The 21,798-nt window shown below is 63.9% G+C and carries 26 protein-coding genes and 2 tRNA genes; 13 read left to right on the top strand and 15 right to left on the bottom strand.

From position 1 onward, the window contains the following. Nucleotides 1–53 precede the first annotated feature (53 nt). The 8 genes from dsrK to dsrA form a co-directional block, all read right to left on the bottom strand. On the bottom strand, nt 54–1,634 hold the full coding sequence (dsrK, locus tag D779_RS11995; protein ID WP_043754299.1) for a sulfate reduction electron transfer complex DsrMKJOP subunit DsrK: 1,581 nt from the start codon (nt 1,632–1,634) through the stop codon (nt 54–56). A gap of 62 nt (nt 1,635–1,696) precedes the next feature. Next, complete coding sequence (locus D779_RS11990; protein WP_043754295.1) at nt 1,697–2,428, bottom strand: respiratory nitrate reductase subunit gamma; 732 nt, start codon at nt 2,426–2,428, stop codon at nt 1,697–1,699. An 88-nt stretch (nt 2,429–2,516) separates the two neighbouring features. Further along, nucleotides 2,517–2,855 (bottom strand): TusE/DsrC/DsvC family sulfur relay protein, encoded by a 339-nt coding sequence (locus tag D779_RS11985; protein WP_043754291.1) that lies wholly within the window; start codon nt 2,853–2,855, stop codon nt 2,517–2,519. A 31-nt stretch (nt 2,856–2,886) separates the two neighbouring features. Then, on the bottom strand, nt 2,887–3,195 hold the full coding sequence (tusB, locus tag D779_RS11980; protein WP_043754287.1) for a sulfurtransferase complex subunit TusB: 309 nt from the start codon (nt 3,193–3,195) through the stop codon (nt 2,887–2,889). Nucleotides 3,196–3,208: 13 nt separating this feature from the next. Then, the gene (gene tusC / locus D779_RS11975; RefSeq protein ID WP_043754284.1) at nt 3,209–3,619 is read right to left on the bottom strand and encodes a sulfurtransferase complex subunit TusC; all 411 of its coding nucleotides are present in this window, start codon (nt 3,617–3,619) and stop codon (nt 3,209–3,211) included. A gap of 12 nt (nt 3,620–3,631) precedes the next feature. Then, nucleotides 3,632–4,024 carry a sulfurtransferase complex subunit TusD gene (gene tusD, locus D779_RS11970; RefSeq protein ID WP_043754282.1) on the bottom strand — a complete coding sequence of 131 codons (393 nt, stop codon included), beginning with the start codon at nt 4,022–4,024 and terminating at the stop codon, nt 3,632–3,634. A gap of 114 nt (nt 4,025–4,138) precedes the next feature. Continuing rightward, nucleotides 4,139–5,209 carry a dissimilatory-type sulfite reductase subunit beta gene (dsrB, locus tag D779_RS11965; RefSeq protein WP_043754279.1) on the bottom strand — a complete coding sequence of 357 codons (1,071 nt, stop codon included), beginning with the start codon at nt 5,207–5,209 and terminating at the stop codon, nt 4,139–4,141. 88 nt (nt 5,210–5,297) lie between these two features. Then, nucleotides 5,298–6,551 (bottom strand): dissimilatory-type sulfite reductase subunit alpha, encoded by a 1,254-nt coding sequence (gene dsrA, locus D779_RS11960; RefSeq protein WP_043754276.1) that lies wholly within the window; start codon nt 6,549–6,551, stop codon nt 5,298–5,300. A 960-nt stretch (nt 6,552–7,511) separates the two neighbouring features. Between dsrA and D779_RS11950 the strand changes: the two genes are divergently transcribed. The 4 genes from D779_RS11950 to D779_RS11935 all read left to right on the top strand — a co-directional run bounded on the left by D779_RS11950 (nt 7,512) and on the right by D779_RS11935 (nt 9,672). Continuing rightward, nucleotides 7,512–7,703, top strand: a complete 192-nt coding sequence (locus tag D779_RS11950) for a hypothetical protein (RefSeq protein ID WP_043754271.1) — start codon at nt 7,512–7,514, stop codon at nt 7,701–7,703. Nucleotides 7,704–7,726: 23 nt separating this feature from the next. Further along, a complete protein-coding gene (locus D779_RS11945; RefSeq protein WP_043754268.1) occupies nt 7,727–8,449 on the top strand; it encodes a hypothetical protein in 723 nt (240 codons plus the stop codon). Between the two features lie 12 nt (nt 8,450–8,461). Then, the gene (gene cas6 / locus D779_RS11940; protein WP_043754265.1) at nt 8,462–9,154 is read left to right on the top strand and encodes a type I-MYXAN CRISPR-associated protein Cas6/Cmx6; all 693 of its coding nucleotides are present in this window, start codon (nt 8,462–8,464) and stop codon (nt 9,152–9,154) included. Between the two features lie 179 nt (nt 9,155–9,333). Beyond that, on the top strand, nt 9,334–9,672 hold the full coding sequence (locus D779_RS11935; protein ID WP_043754358.1) for a TusE/DsrC/DsvC family sulfur relay protein: 339 nt from the start codon (nt 9,334–9,336) through the stop codon (nt 9,670–9,672). 64 nt (nt 9,673–9,736) lie between these two features. On the opposite strand, the gene D779_RS11930 is transcribed toward D779_RS11935, so the two are convergent. The 7 genes from D779_RS11930 to D779_RS21135 all read right to left on the bottom strand — a co-directional run bounded on the left by D779_RS11930 (nt 9,737) and on the right by D779_RS21135 (nt 15,955). After that, entirely contained in the window at nt 9,737–11,482 is a 1,746-nt protein-coding gene (locus D779_RS11930) for a SufS family cysteine desulfurase (protein WP_043754262.1), read from the bottom strand. Between the two features lie 198 nt (nt 11,483–11,680). Then, nucleotides 11,681–11,756 (bottom strand) — tRNA-Gly (locus D779_RS11925). 59 nt (nt 11,757–11,815) lie between these two features. Continuing rightward, a tRNA-Gly gene (locus D779_RS11920) sits at nt 11,816–11,891 on the bottom strand. A 37-nt stretch (nt 11,892–11,928) separates the two neighbouring features. Beyond that, nucleotides 11,929–12,522: a CDP-diacylglycerol--glycerol-3-phosphate 3-phosphatidyltransferase gene (gene pgsA / locus D779_RS11915; RefSeq protein WP_043754260.1), complete on the bottom strand. Its 594-nt coding sequence runs from the start codon at nt 12,520–12,522 to the stop codon at nt 11,929–11,931. Nucleotides 12,523–12,525: 3 nt separating this feature from the next. Next, nucleotides 12,526–14,352: an excinuclease ABC subunit UvrC gene (gene uvrC, locus D779_RS11910; protein ID WP_043754257.1), complete on the bottom strand. Its 1,827-nt coding sequence runs from the start codon at nt 14,350–14,352 to the stop codon at nt 12,526–12,528. Nucleotides 14,353–14,369: 17 nt separating this feature from the next. After that, entirely contained in the window at nt 14,370–14,717 is a 348-nt protein-coding gene (locus D779_RS22245; RefSeq protein WP_269747383.1) for a PilZ domain-containing protein, read from the bottom strand. A gap of 767 nt (nt 14,718–15,484) precedes the next feature. Further along, entirely contained in the window at nt 15,485–15,955 is a 471-nt protein-coding gene (locus D779_RS21135) for a helix-turn-helix domain-containing protein (protein ID WP_081763481.1), read from the bottom strand. Between the two features lie 92 nt (nt 15,956–16,047). Between D779_RS21135 and D779_RS11895 the strand changes: the two genes are divergently transcribed. The 9 genes from D779_RS11895 to D779_RS11855 all read left to right on the top strand — a co-directional run. Continuing rightward, a complete protein-coding gene (locus tag D779_RS11895) occupies nt 16,048–16,269 on the top strand; it encodes a helix-turn-helix transcriptional regulator (protein WP_052348084.1) in 222 nt (73 codons plus the stop codon). Between the two features lie 101 nt (nt 16,270–16,370). After that, the gene (locus D779_RS11890) at nt 16,371–17,321 is read left to right on the top strand and encodes a helix-turn-helix domain-containing protein (RefSeq protein WP_043754249.1); all 951 of its coding nucleotides are present in this window, start codon (nt 16,371–16,373) and stop codon (nt 17,319–17,321) included. Beyond that, entirely contained in the window at nt 17,318–18,022 is a 705-nt protein-coding gene (locus tag D779_RS21130) for a hypothetical protein (protein ID WP_052348083.1), read from the top strand. Before D779_RS11890 ends, D779_RS21130 begins: the two co-directional genes overlap by 4 nt. A 118-nt stretch (nt 18,023–18,140) precedes the next feature. After that, on the top strand, nt 18,141–18,428 hold the full coding sequence (locus tag D779_RS11880) for a hypothetical protein (protein ID WP_043754245.1): 288 nt from the start codon (nt 18,141–18,143) through the stop codon (nt 18,426–18,428). After that, nucleotides 18,425–18,883, top strand: coding sequence for a VRR-NUC domain-containing protein (locus D779_RS11875; RefSeq protein WP_052348082.1), 459 nt, complete (start codon nt 18,425–18,427; stop codon nt 18,881–18,883). The genes D779_RS11880 and D779_RS11875 overlap by 4 nt, the downstream gene beginning before the upstream one ends. A 95-nt stretch (nt 18,884–18,978) precedes the next feature. Beyond that, nucleotides 18,979–19,224: a hypothetical protein gene (locus tag D779_RS11870; protein ID WP_043754243.1), complete on the top strand. Its 246-nt coding sequence runs from the start codon at nt 18,979–18,981 to the stop codon at nt 19,222–19,224. Beyond that, the gene (locus D779_RS11865) at nt 19,221–20,249 is read left to right on the top strand and encodes a patatin-like phospholipase family protein (RefSeq protein WP_043754240.1); all 1,029 of its coding nucleotides are present in this window, start codon (nt 19,221–19,223) and stop codon (nt 20,247–20,249) included. The genes D779_RS11870 and D779_RS11865 overlap by 4 nt, the downstream gene beginning before the upstream one ends. After that, nucleotides 20,249–21,388 (top strand): OmpP1/FadL family transporter, encoded by a 1,140-nt coding sequence (locus tag D779_RS11860; RefSeq protein WP_043754235.1) that lies wholly within the window; start codon nt 20,249–20,251, stop codon nt 21,386–21,388. The genes D779_RS11865 and D779_RS11860 overlap by 1 nt, the downstream gene beginning before the upstream one ends. A gap of 51 nt (nt 21,389–21,439) precedes the next feature. Beyond that, nucleotides 21,440–21,798: hypothetical protein (locus D779_RS11855; RefSeq protein WP_043754229.1), on the top strand; the 359-nt coding region annotated here is incomplete at its 3' end.

Genomic DNA, 21,798 nt, shown 5'->3' with positions numbered 1-21,798 from the left:
ATCTGTCCGCTCGGCCGGCCGCAGGCCGGCGGCGGCTCGCCCGATGGCCCCGGTCAGGCCGCCTCGTCGCCCATCTCTTCGTTATCGTTATCGAGATCGCCGCCGTCCAGGTCGTCGTCCTCGTCCTCCTCCTCGTCATCGGGCCCGGGCGTGAGCACGATCGCGTTCGACACCAACTGGTGCAGACTCAGGATCTGGTCCATCTCCATCCCGTAATAGGGCAGGACCTTGCTGAACTGGGTCTTGCAGATGGCGCAGATGGCGGCCATGTGCGTGACGCCCTTTTCCTGTATGACGTTGTTCAGTGCATCCAGCCTGGGCTTGGCGCCCTTGACGCGGACCTCCATGAGGTCGTCGGTCAGGAGCCCGCCACCGCCGCCGCAGCAGAAGGTGCGGTCGCGGATGGTGTCCTCGTCCATGTCGTAGAAATGGTTGCAGGTGGCCCGGATGATGGCGCGCGGAATCTCGAACTGGCCGCCGGGCATGTCGCCCATGCGCGAGGCGCGGGCCACGTTGCAGCTGTCGTGATAGGTCAGGACCTTGTCGTCGTTCTCGCTCTTGTCGAAGGTCAGCTTGCCTTCCTGGATCAGCTCGTAGGTGAACTCGCAGATGTGCTGCGGCACCGGATAGCGCGGATCCAGGAAGTCCCAGGGTCCGGCCAAGGTGTTCAGGAAGCTGTAGGCGACGCGCCAGGCATGGCCGCATTCGCCGAAGACGATGCGCTTGACCTTGAGCTGGATGGCCGCCTCGCGGATGCGCTGGGCGACCCGGCGCATGTTCTCGTAGGAGCCGATGAACATGCCGAAGTTGGCCGCCTCGGAGGCATGGGTGCTCATGGTCCAGGAGATGCCGGCCTCGTGGAACACCTTGCCGTAGCCGATCAGACCGTCGACGTGCGGCTCGGCGAAGAAGTCGGCCGAGGGCGTCACCAGCAGGACCTCGGCGCCCTCCTCGTCGATCGGGTAGCGGACCTTGACCCCGGTCTCGTCGTAGACGTCCTCCTCGAGGCCCTCGAGGGTGTCGATGAGCGCCGGGCCGGGAAGCCCCAGGTTGTTGCCGATCTTGTAGACCTTGCCGATGATCTCGTTGCAGTACTTCTGGCCGACGCCGATGCTGTCCATGATCTCGCGCGCGGCCATGGAGATCTCGGCGGTGTCGATGCCGTAGGGACAGAAGACCGAGCAGCGCCGACACTGGGAGCACTGGTGGAAATAGCAATACCAGTCGTCGAGGACCTCCTTGGTGAAGTCCTCGGCCCCGACCAGCTTGGGAAAGAGCCTGCCGCCCCAGGTGAAGTAGCGCCGGTAGACCTTGCGCATCAGGTCCTGACGCGCGACCGGCATGTTCTTGGGGTCCTTGGTCCCCAGGAAATAATGACACTTGTCGGTACAGGCGCCGCACTTGACGCAGGCATCCATGTAGACCTGCAGGGAGCGGTACCTGCCCAGCAGCTCGCCCATCTTGTCGATGGCCTTGCTCTGCCAGTCGTCGACCAGTTCGCCGGGGAAGCCCAGGTCCTTCTGAAACTCCTCCTTCGCCTTGAAGGTGGCGCTGTGCGCCATGGCGCCCGGTTGGATGGCGGGCACCTCGGTATACTGAGTCAGCTCTGGAACTTCAAACGTTGCCTTGGCCATGGATCAACCTCATGAATGCGGTAGACGGCTCGGAGTGCTGGATGGTCCGATCGCGCGATGTCCTATTGCTGTTCCAGCCGTTTCGCCCAGGGCGCGATGTGCCGTTGCTCACGCGGGTTGTCGACCTGATTGCGGGTCGGACTGAAGAAGAGTCCGGGCGCATGCAAGAGCTTGCTGTAGGGAAAGATGATCATCAGCGACGCGACCAGGAACAGATGTAGCATCAGCAGCGGATCCGCCGGCAGCGGCTTGATATCGAAACTGTAGAGACCCTGGTAGAAGGTCTTGATCTCGACCACGTCGACATGGAACACGAACTTCATCAGCAGACCGGTGCAGCCGATGAGCACGAGCAGCCCGAGGATGAGATGGTCCGAGAGCGAGGTGATGTATTTGACCCGGTCGACATAGAAGCGTCGGATCCAGAGCCCGGCCAGACCCACGATCATGGCCAGCCCGCCATAGATGCCGAACGGCTGCACGAGCTGGATGAGGAAGGGCACCGGCTCCATGAAATAGCGCAGATGGCGGAGCGTGACCAGGAAGAGGCCGAAATGGAACATCCAGCCGAAGATCCAGGTCCATTTGTTGCCGCGGAACAGGCTCTCGAAGAGGACGACCTCGCGCATCATCCTGAACACGACCCCGCTGCGCTTCGTCGGGGCTGGCGTCGTCGGGATCTTCAGCGGCGCTGGGGTACGCGAGTACTGGACGATCTTGAAGGCCAGACCGGAGACGAGCACGAAAGCCGCGAAGTAAAACAGGAAGGCGTAGAAGTTCGTCAGAAACGCCATGTTTCCGCTACCTCAGTGGATCTTTGTCATCATGGCCGGCGGGCCGGGCCCGCCATGCGGGCGGGGGGCTCGCCGGGGAATCGGCTGTTTAGACGCAGCCGGTCGGCTTGGGCAGGCCGGCGAAGCGGCACGCCTGCTTGGCCGGACCATAGGGGAAGAGGCTGTAGAGATACTTGCTGTTGCCCTTCTCCTTGCCCAGCTTCTTGCCGACGGCCTTGGTCAGGACGCGCACGGCGGGAGCGATCTGGTATTCATCGTAATACTCGCGCAGGAAGTTGATGATGTCCCAGTGCTCTTCGGTCAGCTCCAGGTTGTCCTGCTTCGCCATGACGTCGGCGACGCCCGGGATCCAGTCGTTCAGATTGGACAGATAGCCTTCCTCGTCCACGGCCAGCTGCTTGCCATCGACTTCGATCGTGTCTGCCATTTCGATGCTCCTCTCGGTGCGATAAAAAAACTTACAACCAGGCCTGGACCTTGTCGTGCTCCGCGGCGAGATCCACGAAGCCGGCATAGTCCACGACGCTGATTCCTTCGATCACGCGCTCCTCGGAAAATCCCCGGGCCTTGAGGTCGGGACCGAGCACGTAGACCTTCAGCTTGCCCAGCGCGCCGCTGACGACGGACTCGACGCTGGTCCCTGACAGGGCGGCATAGATTCCGTCCTCGAACAACAGCACGGCCGCACCATCGGTGGCAAACTTGAGGCAGGATTCTAGCGAATTCCGCTCGAAGGGTGATTTATTCACGGTGTGCAGAATGCTCATCGGCTCTCCCTTCTCAGAAGCTGAAGACCACGTCGGACTCGTTCATCAGCTCGCTCACGCGCGCCGAATCCACGATCTCGACGATGTTGTCGATCTCTTCCTCGGTCTCGAAGTCCTCGAAGGGGATCTCGACCAGGTCCTCCTGGGTCAGACCGCGGGCCTCCAGCGAGGCGCGATCGACGAAGATACGCTTGACCTCGTAATCGCCCAGGGTGCGGTAGGTCGGGGAGAAGTTCTTCATCCCGATACCCTTGGTGTCTTGGCCCTTGGTCAGCTGATAGACGCCGTCGTCCATGAACATGACGCAGACGTCCTGATCGAAGGCCGCGCCGATCAGCACCACCTCCAGCGCCTCCCAGGCGTAGATGGTGCCGTACGGGGCCTTGCGGTTCAGATACATGAATTTCTTCACGATTTCCGACATGTCCAAGCTCCCTTAGTCGCCGAAGACGACGAGACGGTCCGACTGGATCGCCGCCTCGACCAGCTGCCCGAGCCCCGAGATGCGGAACTTGGGATGGATGTTGGTGGCGTCCTTGCCGTTGCGGCTGGCCTCGCCCTCGTCCACGACGCCGCGGCGCTGGGCCGCGGCCACGCAGACGACCATGTCGAGATCGTATTGTTCGGCCAGCTCGGCCCAGCGATTGACGATGTGGCGATCGTCCTGGGGCGGAGTGGTCAGGCGCGTCGAGTTGTTCACGCCGTCGTGATAGAAGAAGACACGGAAGATCTCGTGCCCCTTCTCCAGCGCCGCCTTGGCGAACATGTAGGCCGAGTCGGACGCCTGGTGCTGGTAGGGTCCCTCGTTGATCTGAAGTGCGAACTTCATGTCATCCTCGGATGTGAGTGGTCAATGTCTTGTTGTCGGCGCTCTACCCGAGCCGGGGCCGGGCCGATGCGGCGATCACCCTGCCTCGCCGCCCGGAACCCCCGATTCCAGTCGTCAGAAGCGGATGTAGGACGAGCTGTTGAAGCTCGCGCGCGCGCCGCGCCAGGTATCGATGTGATACTTGGTGAAGGGTAGCTCCACCTCCTCGAAGAAGCGCGGCCAGCCGATACGCTCGATCCACTCGTTGATCCGCTCCCAGTCCTTGGCACCTTCCTTGTAAGCCTTGAGGATGCGCTTGACGATGGCGGTCGCCTCCGGCCAGCGCGGCGGGTTGTTGGGGATGCCGGCCGCGACCAGCTTCTGGAAGGTCGGCTTGCCGCGCGCGTTGGAGTGGTTGCCGCCGACCCAGATCGCCAGCTTGGTGTGCTCGGCGTCGTTGATCTGCATGGGCGGACAGGGCGGGAAGCAGGCGCCGCAGCAGATGCACTTGCGCTCGTCGACCTCGAGCGAGGGCTTGCCGTTGACCATGGCCGGGCGGATGGCCGCGACCGGGCAGCGGGCGACGACCGAGGGACGCTCGCAGACGTTGGCCACCAGATCGTGATTGATCTTCGGCGGCTTGGTGTGCTGGATGTTGATCGCGATGTCGCCCTGACCGCCGCAGTTGATCTGGCAGCACGAAGTGGTGATGTGCACCCGGTTGGGCATGTTGGTGTTGCGGAACTCGTCGATGAGTTCGTCCATCATCGCCTTGACCACGCCCGAGGCGTCGGTGCCCGGGATGTCGCAGTGCAGCCAGCCCTGGGTATGCGAGATCATGGCCACCGAGTTCTGGGTGCCGCCGACCACGAAGCCGGCCTCTTCCAGGGCCTCGATCAGCGGCTGGACCTTGGCCTCGTCGCTCACCAGGTACTCGATGTTGGAGCGCAGGGTGAAGTGGACGTGACCGTCGGCGTACTGATCGCCGATGTCGCACAGCTTGCGCAGCGAGAAGACGTCCAGGATACGCTGGGTGCCGGCCTTGACGGTCCAGATCTGGTCGCCGCTGTAGGCGACGTGCAGCAGCACGCCGGGACGCGGATGCTCGTGGTACTTCCACTGACCGAAATTCTTACGCATCACCGGATGCATGTACTGCCAGGGATCCGGACATCCCGACTCGATTGGCTCGCGCATTTCCGCCATTGCCTAATCCTCCAAGGTATTCGTTTCGAACGGTGCGGTTCGAACGGTTCAGTTCAGGTAATGAGTGATGGTCGTGGCTCGGACCGGCTCAGCGGCCGGCCTCGGCCTGACGCGCGAACCATTCCTCCGCAGCCTCGTCCCAGCCATCCATGCGGACGTAGGAGCTCTGGCGCGGGTGGCTCAGCATGTTCGGATCCGGATCGATGCCGATCCCCTCGAGGAAGTTGGCCAGACCGATGCGCTCGATCATCTCTCCGCAGCGCTCGTGCTCGAGACCGTTCTCGGCCCAGAAGTCGATGATGGTCTCGGCCAGCTCGACCATGGACTCGTAGTCTTCCTCGGTCTCGAGCTTCTTGAAGGGGACCACGACGGTGCCCATGAGGTCGCCGATCTTGAGGGTGCGCTTGCCGCCGATGAGGATGGTCACGCCCTTGTCGTCGCCGGGATGCAGCGCCTTGGGCATGACGTTCAGACAGTGCATGCAGCGCACGCAGTCGCGGTTGTTGACCGCGAGCGTGTCGTCCTCGTTGAGCGACAGCGCCTGGGTCGGACAGCGGGTGATGACGTTGTCGATGTAGTACTGACGGCCCTTGTCGGCGATGTAGTTCTTGACCTCGGCCTGATCGACCTTCATGTCGTCGCGCCAGGTGCCGAGCACGGCGAAGTCCGAGCGCTCGATGGCGTTCTGACAGTCGTTCGCGCAACCGGAAACCTTGAACTTGAACTTGTAGGGCAGCGCCGGACGGTGCACGTCGTCGGTGAAGTTGTTCACCAGCATGCGGTGCGCCTTGAGCTCGTTGGTGCAGGACATCTCGCAACGCGCCGAGCCGACGCAGGACATGGCGGTGCGCACGCAGGGACCCGCGCCGCCGAGATCCCAGCCGTAGTCGTTGATCTCGTCGAAGAACTGCTGGGTGTTCACCGTGTCCGTGCCGATGAACATGATGTTGCCGGTCTGACCATGGAAGGTGATCAGGCCCGAGCCGTACTTCTCCCAGCTGTCGGCGAGTTGGCGCAGCATGCCGGTGGTGTAGTGATTGCCCGCTGGGGGCTGAACGCGAATGGTGTGGAATTCCTTGGACTTGGGGAAGGCCTTGCCGACCTCGGAGAAGCGCGGAATGATGCCGCCGCCGTAGCCGAAGACCGAGACCGTACCACCCTTCCAGTAGCCCTTGCGGGTCTCGTAGGAGTGCTCGAGCTGACCCAGCAGATCGTTGGTCACCTCGTTGATGCGCTGCTCGGGATGCTCGTCGCGCAGCCGCTTGATGCCGGAGATGAAGCTCGGCCAGGGGCCCGTCTCGAGCTGGTCGAGCATCGGAGTCATGTGCTTATCGATAGCCATTGCGCGGTCTCTCCTATCAATTAACCAGGAAAGGTGGTGGTGTGTGCGCATGCACGCTCATGCCGCAGCGGGCGAGCCGGGCAACAGGTCGATGCGTCACGTCACGTCTGGATTGGAGGTGGTGGTACCGACTGCATCCGTCGTCTCTGCCTGTACCGGCAACCCCATCGGCGGTCGCTAATGTACCGATCTAGACAGGTCCTCGCCCATTCCACGATTGGGGGGGCAGACCAGCCTCCATCTATCCCTTTCGGGATATACACAACTCTAATTATTGAAAAAGCGTATATTGGTCCGCCCAGGTATCCCGGCCGGCGATCACGACCGCGCCAACTCGACCGAGCCTGGGATTCATGACGACCTCGAGGGCCAGGACCTCGCCGGCTATCGTATAACCTGCCGGCGGATCAAGACCGGCACCCGCACCTCGGATGGCCCCGGATGCTACAAGCGGGACCAAAACAAGTCAATTTCCAATAATATAACGATATTCTAATATTCTATACGACACACCCTTCGCCAGGCATCAGACACGAATCGGCGACGCCGCCCATCATCCGCAGAGATACAATCCCTCGCGCCTTGCGCGTTTATCCAAGATCGGCGCCTCGAGATCGGCCACTGAAGGCACGCATGACGGAGGCATCCGCCTCTAGGCCCGCACTCGGTTGTTTTCGTTCGGACCGGCCTGCACATTGGCCCAAGGCGCATTCCCGAGGGCGGCGATCGCCGAGGCGACCGAACCCCGTCGAAAAGGCGCCGGGGAATACCGATCCGGCGCGGCGAGACGACAGACACCAAGCGTGCCTGGGCAGGCATCGGAACGCGAGGAGCCCATTGGCGACAGGGGGTTCGGCGATCCTACCCAACCGGAGATATCGCCGAGCCGGGTCCCTTGGCCAGCCGAATCGCGAACCCACATCACAACCATAACGACCGATAGGACCGGCGGGGACAAGCATGCTCAAACTCAGCGACATTCTGGTCGCCAATCAAGACATCGAATCCTTCGAGGAACTCCTTCCATTGGTTCAGGAGGTGGCTCGAACCGGCGAGCGCTTCTTCCGAATGGACGTCAAGCCCCCATATCCGGATACGCCCGAGAACTGGGAAGACCGGCTGGAAGCAGCGTTCAGCGGACTTCTGAGGTGAGACACGACCGCGGTCAAGATGTCATGAAGCAATTCGATCCATTCTTCACCCGTCTTCCGGATACGGCGGCGGACTCCGTCATGAACCCGGGAATCGAAGCGGCCGCGCTGGAATCGCATCTGCAAGTGCTGGTCGAGCACCTGCACGAACTCGAACGCAGCGACGGCTCGGCTCAACGTATCGCGGATCTTAGGCTGCAGATCGCCCGCACGCTGGTCGGCCTCGAACGCGGAGACGAGGCCTGGCCGATCGGACGCGCCGCCTTCGACCACTTCATGGCGTTCGATCAGTTCGAGCTGGCGGCGGACGCCTGCGACGTGCTCTTCCAGGCCAATCAGCCCGACTCGCTCATCGCGCTCGGCCAGGGTATCTGGCTCTCCGTTACCTGCCCCATCGATCCCGAGCTCACCATCGAGCTACTCAGTCACGTCATCGACGAGACCCCTGACGACTCGGACGGCGCGGCCGTCGCCGCCGCCACGGCACTGTTCCTGGCGGACGTGCGCTCGCACGACCGCCAGCGCGAAGACCTGGTCTTCTTCACCACCCAATTGCTGGGTACCGTCGCCCGACGCCATGACGGGATCGAAACGCCCGCCCAGATGGATGCCTGGATGGACCGCCTGGAACTCAAGGAGCCGGAGAAATTCCTGGTACGTCTGCGCAACGTCGTCGACGTTCTGGTCCAGGACGACTGGTGGTTCGACCGCGACGCGCTGCAGGCGCGGCTGCCCTTCAACCAATAGAACGGATCGGCGATGTTCTGGAACGAAGACGAGACAACCGACCAGGAATCCGTCACAGACGCCATCCTGGATGTACGTTTCTCGATCGACGGCAGATCCATCCCCGTCGATCACGCCTACCTGCTCGAACGGGCATTGCGGGCAACCGCACCCTGGATCGCCGACGAGCCCGGCATCGCGATCCACAGCATCCATGTCGCCGGCTCGCAGAACGGCTGGGAGCGACCGGAGCACGGCCCCGAATCGCAGCTCATGCTCTCGCGCCGCACCAAGCTGACGATCCGCTGCCCAGCTCACCGCGCCCCGGACCTGATACGCGACCTCCAGGGCGCGCGGATCGACCTGGCTGGCCATCCGCTCGAGATCGGCACCGGCACGACCAAGCCGCTGAGCCGCGAGACCACCCTCTTCGCCCGGCATGTCACCTTCGGCGACGCCGCCGAAACGCCGGAGCAGGACTTTCTGGCTGCGGCCGCCCGCGAGCTGGAACGCGCCCAGATACGCATCCGCAAGGCGCTGTGCGGCAAGACACTGACCCTGGCCAGTCCGCACGGCCCCATCGAGACCCGCAGCCTGATGCTGGCCGGACTCAGCCAGGAGGAATCACTGCGCCTCCAGGAACGGGGGCTGGGCCGATACCCATTGTTGGGATGCGGCATCTTCATCCCCCACAAAGGGATCGACCCCGTCAAAAAGACGCATTGAAACTCGCCCGCGAGGATCGCCCATAGACCCTACCCTCTCCGTTCAGGGGCGGGCGCTCATGGGAGATGACGTTTCCATCACAAAATCATAAGATTCACGCCCTCTGATACACCAATAAGGCGCTCGGCCGATCATTCGGCCCTGGCCATACCGATGAAGACGTGAGGAGCGAACTCAAGATGGCAATCGAGGTAAACGGCAAGACCATCCCCACCACCGACAGCGGCTATCTGGAAAACTATCTGGACTGGGACGAGGACGTGGCCAGCAAGCTGGCGGAGATCGAGGGCATCGAGCTCACCGACAAGCACTGGGACGTGATCAAGTATCTGCGCGACGAATACGTGAACAACGGCCAGAACCAGCCGATGGAACGCGTCGTACTGAAGGACATGGGCAAGGTCTGGGGCAGCAAGCCCTCCAGCAAGGACCTCTACCAGCTCTTCCCCCTCGCACCCACCAAGCAGGGCACCAAGATCGCTGGGTTGCCCGCCGTGAGACGCAAGGGCGGATACTGACCGAATAGCTGCCAGCCTCCAGCGATCAGCTCGACCTGATGATCAGCTGGAAGCTGGCGGCTTCTCAACCCGCGTACCTTTGGGCGACCTGGCGCAGACGCTGCACCATCGACGCCAGACCGTTGCGCCGCGACATGCTGAGATGCTGGTCCAGACCGATGCCGGCGAAGAAGGATTCGGCGTCGAAGTCGAGCAGGTCCCGCGCACGCTGTCCCGAATAGATTTGCTGCAGCAGCGCGATCAGTCCGCGCACGATGTTGGCGTCGCTGTCGGCCAGGAACTCGACGACATCCCGGGTGCCGGGCTTGAGCCGCGCGGCGATATGGACCGTGCTCTGACACCCATGCACCGCGTTCTCGGGCGTTTTGAGCGATTCGGGCATCGCCGGCAGCCGGTCGCCGAGGTCGATGATGTGCTGGTGACGCATCGGCCAGTCCGGCAGAAACTCGAACACCTCGGCGATCTCATCCGCTGCGGCCCGGGGAGACTCGGCAGCGGCCCCTGGATAGACCGGATCGCTCTCCCCGCCGCCCGATGCTTTGGAGCGCGTCTTGCCGCGTTCCTCGTCGACCATCTCGCCCAGGGCATCGGCCAGTGCATCGATGTCCTCCAAACTGTTGTAGACGCCCACCGAGGCCCGCGCGGTCGAGGAGACGCCCAACCGATCCATCAGCGGCTGACAGCAGTGATGGCCGGTACGGATGCAGATCCCGCGCAGATCCAGACGAGTGCCCACGTCGAGGGTCGCGATGGGCGGATCCAGCATCACCCAGGACACCACCCCGCTCTTGTGACGCGCCCGGCCCTTGATCTCCAGACCAGGAATCGCCTCCAGACGCTCGGTCGCATGACGCAGCAGCATCTGCTCGTGCGCGCCGATGCGATCGAGACCGATCCTCCGGACCCAGTCGATCGCGGCCGCCAGACCCACCGCCCCCGAGATGTGCGGCGTCCCCGCCTCGAACTTGTTGGGCAGGGGCGCGTAGCTGGTCTCGGCGAAGGTGACCCGCTCGATCATGTCGCCACCCCCTTGGTAGGGCGGCATGGCATCGAGCAGGGCACGCTTGCCGTAGAGCACGCCGATTCCGGTCGGGCCATAGATCTTGTGGCCGGAGAAGACGTAGAAGTCGGCATCCAGCGCCCGGACGTCGGTCGCCCCGTGCGCGACCCACTGGGCGCCGTCGACCAGGACCAGGGCACCCACCGCATGGGCCTCCCGAATCATGTCGCCGACCGGATTGATGGTGCCGAGCGCATTGGAGACCTGATTGACGGCCACCAGACGCGTCCGCGGGGACAGCAGCCTCCGGTAGGCGTCGAGATCGATCTCGCCGTCGTCGGTGATCGGGATCACCTTGACGGCCGCGCCTCGCGCTCTGGCGACCATCTGCCAAGGGACGATGTTGGAATGATGCTCCAGGGTCGAGATGAGGATCTCGTCGCCCGGCCCGAGACAGGCGTTCCCCCAACTGAAGGCCACCAGATTGATCGACTCGGTCGCGCCGCGGGTGAAGAGACACTCGGCGGACTCGGCCGTGTTCAGGAAACCGGCGACCGCCGCCCTCGCCTCCTCGTACATCCGGGTCGCGGTCTGGGAGAGCTGATAGACGCCGCGGTGGATATTGGCGTGATGCAGACGATGATAATCGCCGACCGCCCCCATGACAGACTCGGGCTGCTGCGTACTGGCCGCGCTGTCCAGATAGACCAGCGGCCGGCCGTCGGTCTGCGACTGGAAGATCGGAAACTGAACGCGAATCGAGGCGACATCGAGCGGCGCCTGAAGGGTCGTAGGAGGAGAGGAAGTCATAGCCAATCGGGATCTGTCGCGGTTCTTGAAGGAGGAGAATGCCTCTGCAATTGAACCCAGTATGACAGTTGGTTAAGCCGAGCGAAAGCACCCAGCCGAAGCAGGATCATGCCCTGCTCGCCCTCAAGGCGGTGCGCATGACGGAAGGAGAAAACCCGGACGCGAAAAAGGCGGCTGAGAAGCCGCCTTTTCGGAATTTGGAGCGGGAAACGAGACTCGAACTCGCGACCCCAACCTTGGCAAGGTTGTGCTCTACCAACTGAGCTATTCCCGCTTGGGTCGATCAACTGCTTATAGAAACACCGATACCATCCGGCATTTCCAATGAAATTTTGGAGCGGGAAACGAGACTCGAACTCGCGACCCCAACCTTGGCAAGGTTGTGCTCTACCAACTGAGCTATTCCCGCTTAGGAGCCGGCAATTATAAGGGCTTTGGCGAAACCGTCAAGCGTTGGGGCGATTTTTTTCGCTCCCACCGAGCGGACCCTGGCCCGACAGGCAAGGCCAGGCCGCCCGCAGATAGAGCACCATCGACCAGAGCGTCAGAATGGCCGCGACATAGACCAGCAGGATCCCGATGTCGTAGACCCAGGGACCGAAGATCGAATCCCGCAGGATCAGCAGCACGATCGAGATCATCTGGGCGGTCGTCTTCACCTTGCCGAGGTTCGAGACCGCGACCGCCGCACGCGCGCCGAGCTCGGCCATCCATTCGCGCAGGGCCGACACCGTGATCTCGCGGCCGATGATGACGATCACGGGCAGCGCCAGCAGGATGCGCGGATCCGCCTGCAGGACCACGATCAGCGACACGGCCACCATCAGCTTGTCCGCGACCGGATCCAGGAAGGCCCCCAGAGGCGAGGTCTGCTCCCAGCGCCGGGCCAGATAGCCGTCGAGCCAATCCGTCAGGGCCGCCGCTCCGAAGACGGCGGCGGCGGCATAGGGCGCCCAGGGCTCCTCGACGTAGAAGACGACCACGAAGATCGGGATCAGGACGATCCGGAGCATCGTCAGAATATTGGGAAGATTCCACATCGCTCAGGAACCTGCTGAATCGTGGTGAAAGGCATCATAGATCTGCTGGGCCAGCTGGCGGCCGATCCCGTCGACGCCGGCGATCTCCTCGACCCCGGCCCGGGTCAGACCGCGCAGACCGCCGAAGTGCTTCAATAGCCGCTGGCGCCGCTTGGGGCCAACGCCGTTGATCTCTTCCAACGCTGAAGTCGTCCGGGCTTGGGCGCGACGCTGGCGGTGACCAGTGATCGCGAAACGGTGGGCTTCGTCGCGGATCTGCTCGATCAGATGCATGGCCGGCGAATCGCTCGGCAGTATAACGGGCAAGTCCCGCCCCAACAACCAGAGCTGTTCGGTCCCCGGCTTGCGATCCGGCCCCTTCGACACCCCGACGAGACGCAGATCGGCGAGCCCCACCTCCTCGATCGCCGAACTCGCCGCCTTGAGCTGACCTCGCCCGCCGTCGATGAAGACCAGATCCGGAACCGGATATTCGCCCTCCTTGACCCGGGTATAGCGTCGGACCAGTGCCTGGGTCATGGCCGCGTAGTCGTCTCCCGGGGTGATGCCCTCGATATTGAATCGGCGATAGTCCGACTTGCGCGGCCCTTCCCCATCGAAGACCACGCAGGAGGCGACCGTCCGCTCGCCCTGGGTGTGGCTGATGTCGAAGCACTCCATGCGCGCGGGCCGCTCGTCCAGATCGAGCGCATCCACCAGCGCCTCCAGACGTCGCGCGTAGCCGGCCTGACTGCCGAGCCGGGATTTCAGGGCGACGCGGGCGTTTCCGAGCGCCATCTCGAGCCAGCGGGCACGCTCGCCCCGCACGCTGGAGCGGATATGCACCCGCCGTCCGGCACGCTCCGAGAAGGCGTCCTCGAGCAGATCCGCCTCCTCCGGCTCGACGCTCACGACGAGCTCGGTCGGGATGTCCTTCTCGGCATAGAACTGGGCCATGAATCCGGCGAGCAGACCGGCAGGCTCCGTGCCCTCCGGGGCACGGGGAAAGAATGCCTTGTTGCCCAGATTGCGGCCGCCGCGGACGAAGAAGACCTGAACGCAGCTCACCCCGGCCTCCTGGTCGCAGGCCAGGATGTCCAGATCCCCGCCCTCGCCGTTCACGTACTGGCGCTCGCGGATCCGGTTCAGGGTCGCGATCTGATCGCGCAGCACGGCGGCGCGCTCGTACTCCAGACGCTCGGACGCCGCGTCCATCGACTCGGCCAATTCGTCCAGCACCTCGGCGGTGCGCCCGTCGAGGAACTTGATGGTGCGCGCCACGTCCCTCGCATATTCCTCTGGCGTCACCAGACCGACGCAGGGACCGCTGCAGCGCCTGATCTGGTACTGCAGACAGGGACGCGAGCGATTGCGGAAGAACCCGTCCTCGCACTGACGGACCGGAAACAGCTTCTGCATCAGCTGAAGGGTCTCGCGCACCGCCCAGGAACTGGGATAGGGCCCGAACAAACGTCCTCCCCCCTTGGGCTTGCGCGGGCCACGGTAGAAGGTCAGGCGCGGATAGGCATCCTGCGACGTCAGCAGGATGTAGGGATAACTCTTGTCGTCGCGCAGCAGGACGTTGAAACGGGGCAGCAGCGACTTGATGAGATTGCTCTCGAGCAGCAGCGCCTCGCCCTCGGTGCGGGTCACCGTCACCTCGATGTCGGCGATCTGGCTCACCATCAGCTGGATGCGGGTCGTCAGGGAGCGGCCGAAATAGCTGCCGACCCGCCGCCTCAGATTCTTCGCCTTGCCGACATAGAGCACCGTCCCGCCCCCATCGATCATGCGGTAGACGCCAGGCCCGATGGGCAGGCGCTTGATCAAATCTTTAGGGTCGGTATCCATGGTACTATCCGCACGCCTCACACCAGCAGATAGTCGAGAATCGCGTTCCGGGCCACGTTGGGAAGCTCGAGGAAGGTCAGTCCGAGGACGAAGCCGTCCTCTTCACCGGTCAGGATACTGTGCGCGACCGAGACCCGGGTCTCGACGGGCAGACTTCCGGACGGCCTCAGGGGCAGACGTATCCTCAAGACGAAAACGGTCCCGACGCGCGGATTGATCGGAGCAACGACTCTGACCCCGCCCGCGCTGATATCGACGATATATACGACGAAGGAGCGATGCTCCGGGGAAGAGAGCTGAGCCGTCCCATGCATGACCCGTCGCTCGTGCGACCGGCGATCGGTAGTGGATAATTCGTGGGCCATCGAAAAAGAATCAAATGCTGCAATGGATGCAGCCAGCAGACATGTACAGCCATCCCGACTGTCGGAAGTGAAGGCTCGGTATAGCCCGTTGGAATAGCGACCGGACTGAAGGGACCGAGCCATCGGTGGAGAGGAAGGAGCCCAACCAACCGACCCCCTTCCCGTCAAGGGCGTTCAAGTCACATCCACTTGCACTTGATTATCCTCATTTTTCTCCACCTATGGGGTATTTTTCGAATCGACTACTTACCATCGTCAGACCATTGGTGCGGGATGTGAGGTTGCACCTTGCGGTGGGTATATGGTGGCTCAGATTCGGCTCAGACTCCAGTCCTCCAGCGCGAATGCGCGGCAAGGCGTCTGCCTATGGCTTTCGCCCTGCCCTCTCGATCGCCTCGCGTGCTGCCTGGACCAGGGGCACGCCGTTCAAAGCGATCCGCGACACCAGCGAGAAACACTCCAGCTGATCGACAACCGACCCCGCCGAGTGCTGGTTTGTTGCGGGCGATCCCAGCCTCGACCCAGGACAAACGGGGACCGAACGTGGACGAAACATCCAGAAAAGCACAAGGGGTTACTCGGAAACTCCGGTAACCCCTTGTTTTATTTGGTGCGCCCTGTGCGACTCGAACGCACGACCACCTGATTAAAAGCCGGTTGGCCTATTAGTCAATCCTTTCAAAACAACACGTTAGCACTTCCAGCCCCACGCTATCGTGACTCACCGTGACTCAGGTGGACTCAACATGACTGGAGCGCGTCACGTTTCAGTCACGTTCCTTTCTCGGCCTGCCAGCCCCCTTGACGCTGGCCAATCTCTCGATATGCCGAATCGTTTGCAGTAGCAGCAGATACCCGTCTTTGTCTGGCTGCACGGACAGCGCGATTGATTTCAGCCCCTTCCATTCGGCATTGCTAATCTCAAGGACGTGGCACATCGGCTCGTCCTCGGCGAGCGCCCGCAGACCCGGCGCCGCGCGGAGATCGTTCAGCACCGCGACACGCTGGTCGGTGTTGTAGTCGGCGGATGCCGGATCTTCGATGTTATCGAGCAGCCAGCCCACGGAGGTATCCGTCGCCGCCGCCAGCTTCTGCAAGACATCTGCCGACGGAACCTTCTCCCCGATCTCGATCTGGCCGTAGTACGGCTGAGAGATACCCACGAGTTTCGCGAGCGCGGCCTGGGAGATGCCCATAGCCTTGCGCGCTGACTTAAGACGATTACCAAGAGTGCTCATGCCGCGAATTATTGCATAAGGCTATGAGTTTGCCCTTGAAGATAGCTGAAAGATATTATTGATTGACATGGGCAATAAAGGAGGCTCCGACGATGGCCGCAGAATCGACACGCCACAGGCTCCGCAAAGCACTGAAAGCCGCGCGGCTCCGCGCGGGACTGACGCAAGCGCAAATGGCCGAGCAGATGCACCTCTCCCAGGGCTACCTCTCTCAGATCGAGGTCGGTACGCGCGTACCAAGCCTGCGCGTCCTCCGACTGGTGGCTCAGACGACAGGGGCCAAGCTCTCAGAACTCCTCGACGACGCCGCTTAGGCCGGAGGCGCGCATGGACCACAACGCGCCCACCTTCCAGCTCACGCTGAACTACTGGACGCCACACTCCCCCGCCGCGGCCATTGATCGGAGGCTGACCCATGAGCTTTGAAGCGATGCGCTGGGCGCTCTATCGGCGCGGACTCTCGAGTAAGGCAAAGGTGGTCTTGATGGCGCTGGCCGACTGCTGCAACCACAAGAAAGGCTATACCTGCTGGCCCAGCATCACGCACTTGACGAGCGTCACGGACCTTTCACGCCGGAGCGTCTTACGCGCGATCGAAGAGCTGGCGAGCACCAAACCGCCGACCATCTTGAAGGATTCCAGCGTTGGAAAAACCACGCGCTACACCCTCCCGGTCGACCAAGACGAGGCCGAACCGAATACAAATGGCGCACGGCACACCGACTGCGCAGACCTTCACGAGGAGGTTGACCCGTGCCAACCTGGCACCACTACCCGTGCCAACTTGGCACTACACCAGTGCCAACCTGGCACCACGACCAGTGCCAACCTGGCACTACCCACCAGTGCCAACCTGGCACCGGACCAGTGCCAACTTGGCACCACACCAGTGCCAACCTGGCACCACACCAGTGCCAACTTGGCACCCGGAACCAGTAAAGAACCAGTAAAGGAACCAGTAAAGAACCCCCCTAGGGGGAAAGAGAGAGAGTCTTCTTCCTGCGCGCGCGAGATGTCCGAGCCCGAAAGTCGGACTCTCTCTCAGCCCCCCGAGGGGGAGTGTTCGCGCGATCAGGCCGTGCACATCGACGCGGTGACGATCGACTGGCAAGAGATCGCCCGAGCGCTTCGACCCGACATCACAGCAAGGCCCACCTGGGAGAAATTCCGGGCCTACCACCAGAGCCAGATCCTCAGCCCCGAGGAGTGGGACGCGAAGTGGCGCCTATGGATTTTGCGCGAGCGGGATTATTGCTCACAGAATGATATAATTGCCAAAAGCAATAGCCATGCACCGGGACGGTTGACCGCCATGCTCGGCGGTTCGGCCATCGACGCAGCCAGCTATGAGGTCCTGAAGTCATGAACACCAGTGAAGCTCACGCGTTCGAGACCGAGCTACTCGGCCTGCTGGAGCTCTACGGCAAGCCCGCACCGACCGATGCGGCACTCGCACTGTGGTGGCGCACCCTGGAGCCGTTCCCGTGGTCGGTGGTCAGCCAAGCGTTGAGTGCCCATGCCGCCGAGTGCCAGTTCGCGCCGACGCCGGCCGATCTGGTCGGACGCATCCGCGCCCTGGACGGACGGCCCGCGCCCGAGGAGGCGTGGTCGCTGGCGATCGAGGCGATGGACGAGGCCGCAACCGTGGTCTGGACGGGCGAGATGGCCGAAGCCTGGGGCGTAGCGGCGCCGATCCTGGAGACGGGCGACAAGGTCGGCGCACGCCAAGCCTTCGCCGCGACCTACGCGCGTCTGGTCGCCGATGCGCGCCGGGCGTTGGTCCCGGCCGCCTGGCGGGTGAGCTTGGGGAATGACCCCGAGCGGCGCACCGTGGCGCTCACCCGCGCGGTCGAGCAAGAACGCCTGCCACGTCAGCAAGCCGCCGCCCTCCTCCCTCCACCGCGACCCGATACCGACGTGGCCGCCGTCGCGGGATTGCTCGCAGGCAATGTCCATCCGCTGCCTGATCTGCAGGCCCGCAACGCGCGTCGGTTCATCGCGACAGTTCGGGCAGCACTGGCGGGGAAGGAGCCACCGCAAATCGAGGATGCCTCTGAGAGCGCCTGAGCGGCCGTTTGAGCGCCCGCAATAATTGCCATCAGATGTTATAGATTTCCTTAAGCAATCGAATCAGTGCGTCGCCTGGCGGCCCTGAGCGACATTTCCGGAAGGAGGCAACAGCGAGATGAGCGACACCTGGAGCGGTGCCTTCCAGCTCACCGCCGACACGCACCCAGAGGCTATGGGACCGCTGGCCGCAACACCAGAGTGCGCCACGCCGGAGGGCTACCGCGCGCTCATTCGCCGGCGCTACCGCAACCGCGCCGATGCACGCCAGCAGCTCGCCGTTCTAGCTCGCCACCTGGCCTATGGGGCATCGCGGGCACCACTGCCGATCACCGGACCTTTCGCCGCTGAGGCCCGCGCGATCCTGACCGCCATCAGCAACCAACCCCAGGAGGACCAGCCATGAGCCGTCGCCCCTTCCGCCTGACGCCAATCGAGCCCCTGGAGCACGACATCCAGGGCGCGATCCTGCGCTACCTCGCCGTCGACCGGCGGGTGGCCTGGGCTAAGCGCTTCAACACCGGAGCACACGTCGTCGAGGGGCGCGACAAGCAGGGCAAGCCGAAGCGCCGTTTCATCCGCTACGCCTTTCCGGGCTGCGCGGATGTGCTGGGCCAGCTCGCGTCGGGGCACTTCCTGGCCATCGAGGTCAAGCGTCCAGGCGAGCAGTCGAGCGAGGAGCAAGCGGCTTTCCTCTCCCGCGTCCAGGAGGCCGGAGGGCTGGCGATCCTGGCCCGGAGCATCGACGACGTGAAGCGCGGCTTGGACGCCTTCTTCGGCGAACCGGGACCGAGCGTGCAGGCCATGCGCGAGACCGCGATCAGTCCGCCACTGCGCTATCCGCGCGGGGTGCGCGGCTAAATCCCCAGGGGAACGCCACCTCGCACCCCCGACCGGCGATCAGGCGTGACGGCCCGGAGAGCACGGGCACCCAACCACGACGACAGGAGACCAGCATGGGCGAGCGCACCTTCACCACGAACAACGAAACCGGCCGCGTCTTTCCGTTCCCGGCTCGCAGCGCCGAGCTCGTCACGCGCATCCGCAAGGTCACTGTGACCGACGAGGGAAAGCTCTCGATCGCCCTTGAGTGTGACTTGGACGACGAGGAGGCCCTTGAGGAGGTCAAGCACCTGCTGGCCGCCCAGCGCGGCCCGGTCACCACCACATTCACCGCTGCGCAAGGGGAGTTGGATCTATGAAAAACCTCGCTGAATCCTTGGGCCTACGTCGCAAGCCATACCGCATCCTCACCCTCGACGGCGGCGGCGTTCGGGGCATCCTCTCGGTGGTCTGGGTCGAGCGCCTGGAGCATTACCTTCGGGGACCGGTCCATGCCCACGTCGATCTTATCGCCGGCACCTCCATCGGGGCGGTGATGGGGTGCGCCTTCGCGATGGGGATGGATGCCTCGGAACTGCGCAGAATCTGGGCCGACAGTGCCGCAGTGGCCTTCGCCAAACCGGCCTCGCTCGCCGATCACGGGCGCCGCTGGGCAAACCGGGTCGGCCTGGCCGCGAAGTACGACGGTGCCGGGCTCGAGGCGATGCTGCGCTCCATCTTTGGGGATCGGTGCATGTGCGACCTCAACCGCCCGGTGCTGGCGATGAGCTACGACCTGCAAACCATGCAGGTGCATGTCTTCAGCTCCGAGCGCGAGGACCACTTGCAACTGCCGGTCTGGGAGGTCTGCCGCGCCTCGGCCGCGGCTCCGCTGTTCTTCGACGCGCATTCCATGGTGGTCGATGAGACAGGCGCCAAGCATCCCCTCGCCGATGGTGGACTGACAGCCAACAACCCGGTAGTGCTGGCGATCTCCGAAGCCTTGCGCGAGCAGCCGAGCCGCAAGGGCATCCCGGTCGAGGATGTGGTGGTTGCCAGCTTTGGAACCGGGGCGCCGCCCGAGGGCCAGCATCAAGTGCCCCGAACCATCTTCGGGCACGGATCCGCGATCTTGCAGGCGCTGATCACCGGGGCCACGGCGTCGGATCACGTCACCGCCCGAACGATGCTCCCGAGCCACAACTACTGGCGCTTTCAGTCCGCCATCTCGGAGCGGCTGGCCGAGATGGACAACGTCGATCATATCGACGACCTCCAGGCTCTGGCTCATGCCTACCTGCAAGATGGGGCCGATCACCGCTTGGCGCAGCTCGCGCGGCGGATGCGCGGTCTGCCCATCGAGCCGGGCTGGCTGGAGCGGCTCACGCAGCGGGAGACGGCCTGATGCGCACGCGGACCCTCCTCATGCTGGGCGTTTCGGTCGCCGTGACGGCGGTCGTGGTCGCGCCGGCCTGTGCCTGGGGCAGTGGCTTTGCCGTGACGGAGTACGACGCGGCAGGACTCGGGCGCGCCTTCGCGGGCACGGCGGTCGTGATCGCGGCCAGCAGCCTGAGCACCAATCCGGCCGCCCTACCCGATCGGGCGACGTTGAGCGCGTCATTGCATGGGCTGCACAACGACATCCAGCCAGAGAGCGCGGGCGTGGATGCGCTCATCCCGGCCGCCTATGGCGCGTGGCATGGGCTCGGGGTCGGCGTCTATGCCCCCTTCGGACTGGCGACCGACTACCCGAGCGACTGGAGCGGGCGCTACTCCGCGCTCCACTCCGAGATCCAGTCCGCCCGGGTCCAGGTGGCGGGAGGCATTGAGGTCCAGCCGGGGCTGCGGCTCGGTGCCGGAGTGTTCGTGCAACGGTTCAGAGCGGAGCTCTCCCAGGCGTACCCGGTGATTCCGGGGCGGCTGGATGCGGAGGTCACGGTGGACGGCGAGGATACGGGGCTCGGCTGGACGGTCGGTGGCCTGTGGGCCCCTGATCCGGGGCTCACTCTTGGGCTCGCCTTCGCTTCGGCGGTCGATCACCAGCTTCGCGGGCATGCCGATCTGCCCTCGGGGCGGGCCTCGACGCGCGTGGATCTCACCACGCCCGAGACCCTGAGCCTCGGGTTGTCCTGGCAGGTCCGCCCCGCCTGGCGTGTGCTGGGCGGTTTGGCGTGGACCCGCTGGAGTCGCTTCGAGTCACTGGAGATCCGGCTATCGAACGGCCTGGAACTGAGCGAGGAACACCAGTGGCGCGACACCTGGCGGGCATCCTTGGGGGCAGAGCATGAGCGCGGCCCCTGGACGCTGCGTGCCGGTCTGGCATGGGACCAGTCACCGATCCGCCACGATGCGCATCGCTACCCGCGCCTGCCGGACGCGGACCGGATTTGGACCACCCTTGGCCTTGGCTACGCCTGGCCGCACTGGCGGCTGGACCTCGGCTATGCCCACCTGTGGTTTCCCGAGCGCAGCGGCGAGCATCCGGCCGTGAGCTACAGCGGGAGCACCGACATCTTGGCATTGGGTGTCACTCGGACTTGGTAGACGGAGGCGATGATGGACGCGAGAGCAGTCGAACAGTGGTGGATGTCGACAATGGTCGCCCTCCTCTTCGTGGGTCTCGCGCCGCTCGCCGAGGCCGAGTGTCCCGGCGCCGGGCGGCTGGAAGAAGTGTTGACCCTGGTCAGTCAGACCAACGCGGTTCTGATCGCCGAGCGAGCCGTCTACAGCGAGCAGCGGAGACAGCGCACATGGGACGCCAGCATTACGGTCGGGTACTCGATCACCGACACGCTCGAATCCGGCGACGCGGGACCGAACGCCGCGCTGCGGGTCAAGATCCCGCTCTGGGACCGCTCGACCCAGTTGCAGGCGGCCAAGGACCGGGCCAGCGCCACGGCCAAGGAGGACGCGACCCGGGCGGCGTTGCTGGGCGACGTTCAGGCGCTGTGCGA

This window comes from Imhoffiella purpurea, from assembly GCF_000585215.1.
GTDB lineage: Bacteria > Pseudomonadota > Gammaproteobacteria > Chromatiales > Chromatiaceae > Imhoffiella > Imhoffiella purpurea.
The sequence above is the reverse complement of the archived record's forward strand: the minus strand, read 5'-3'. Positions and strand labels throughout refer to the sequence as shown.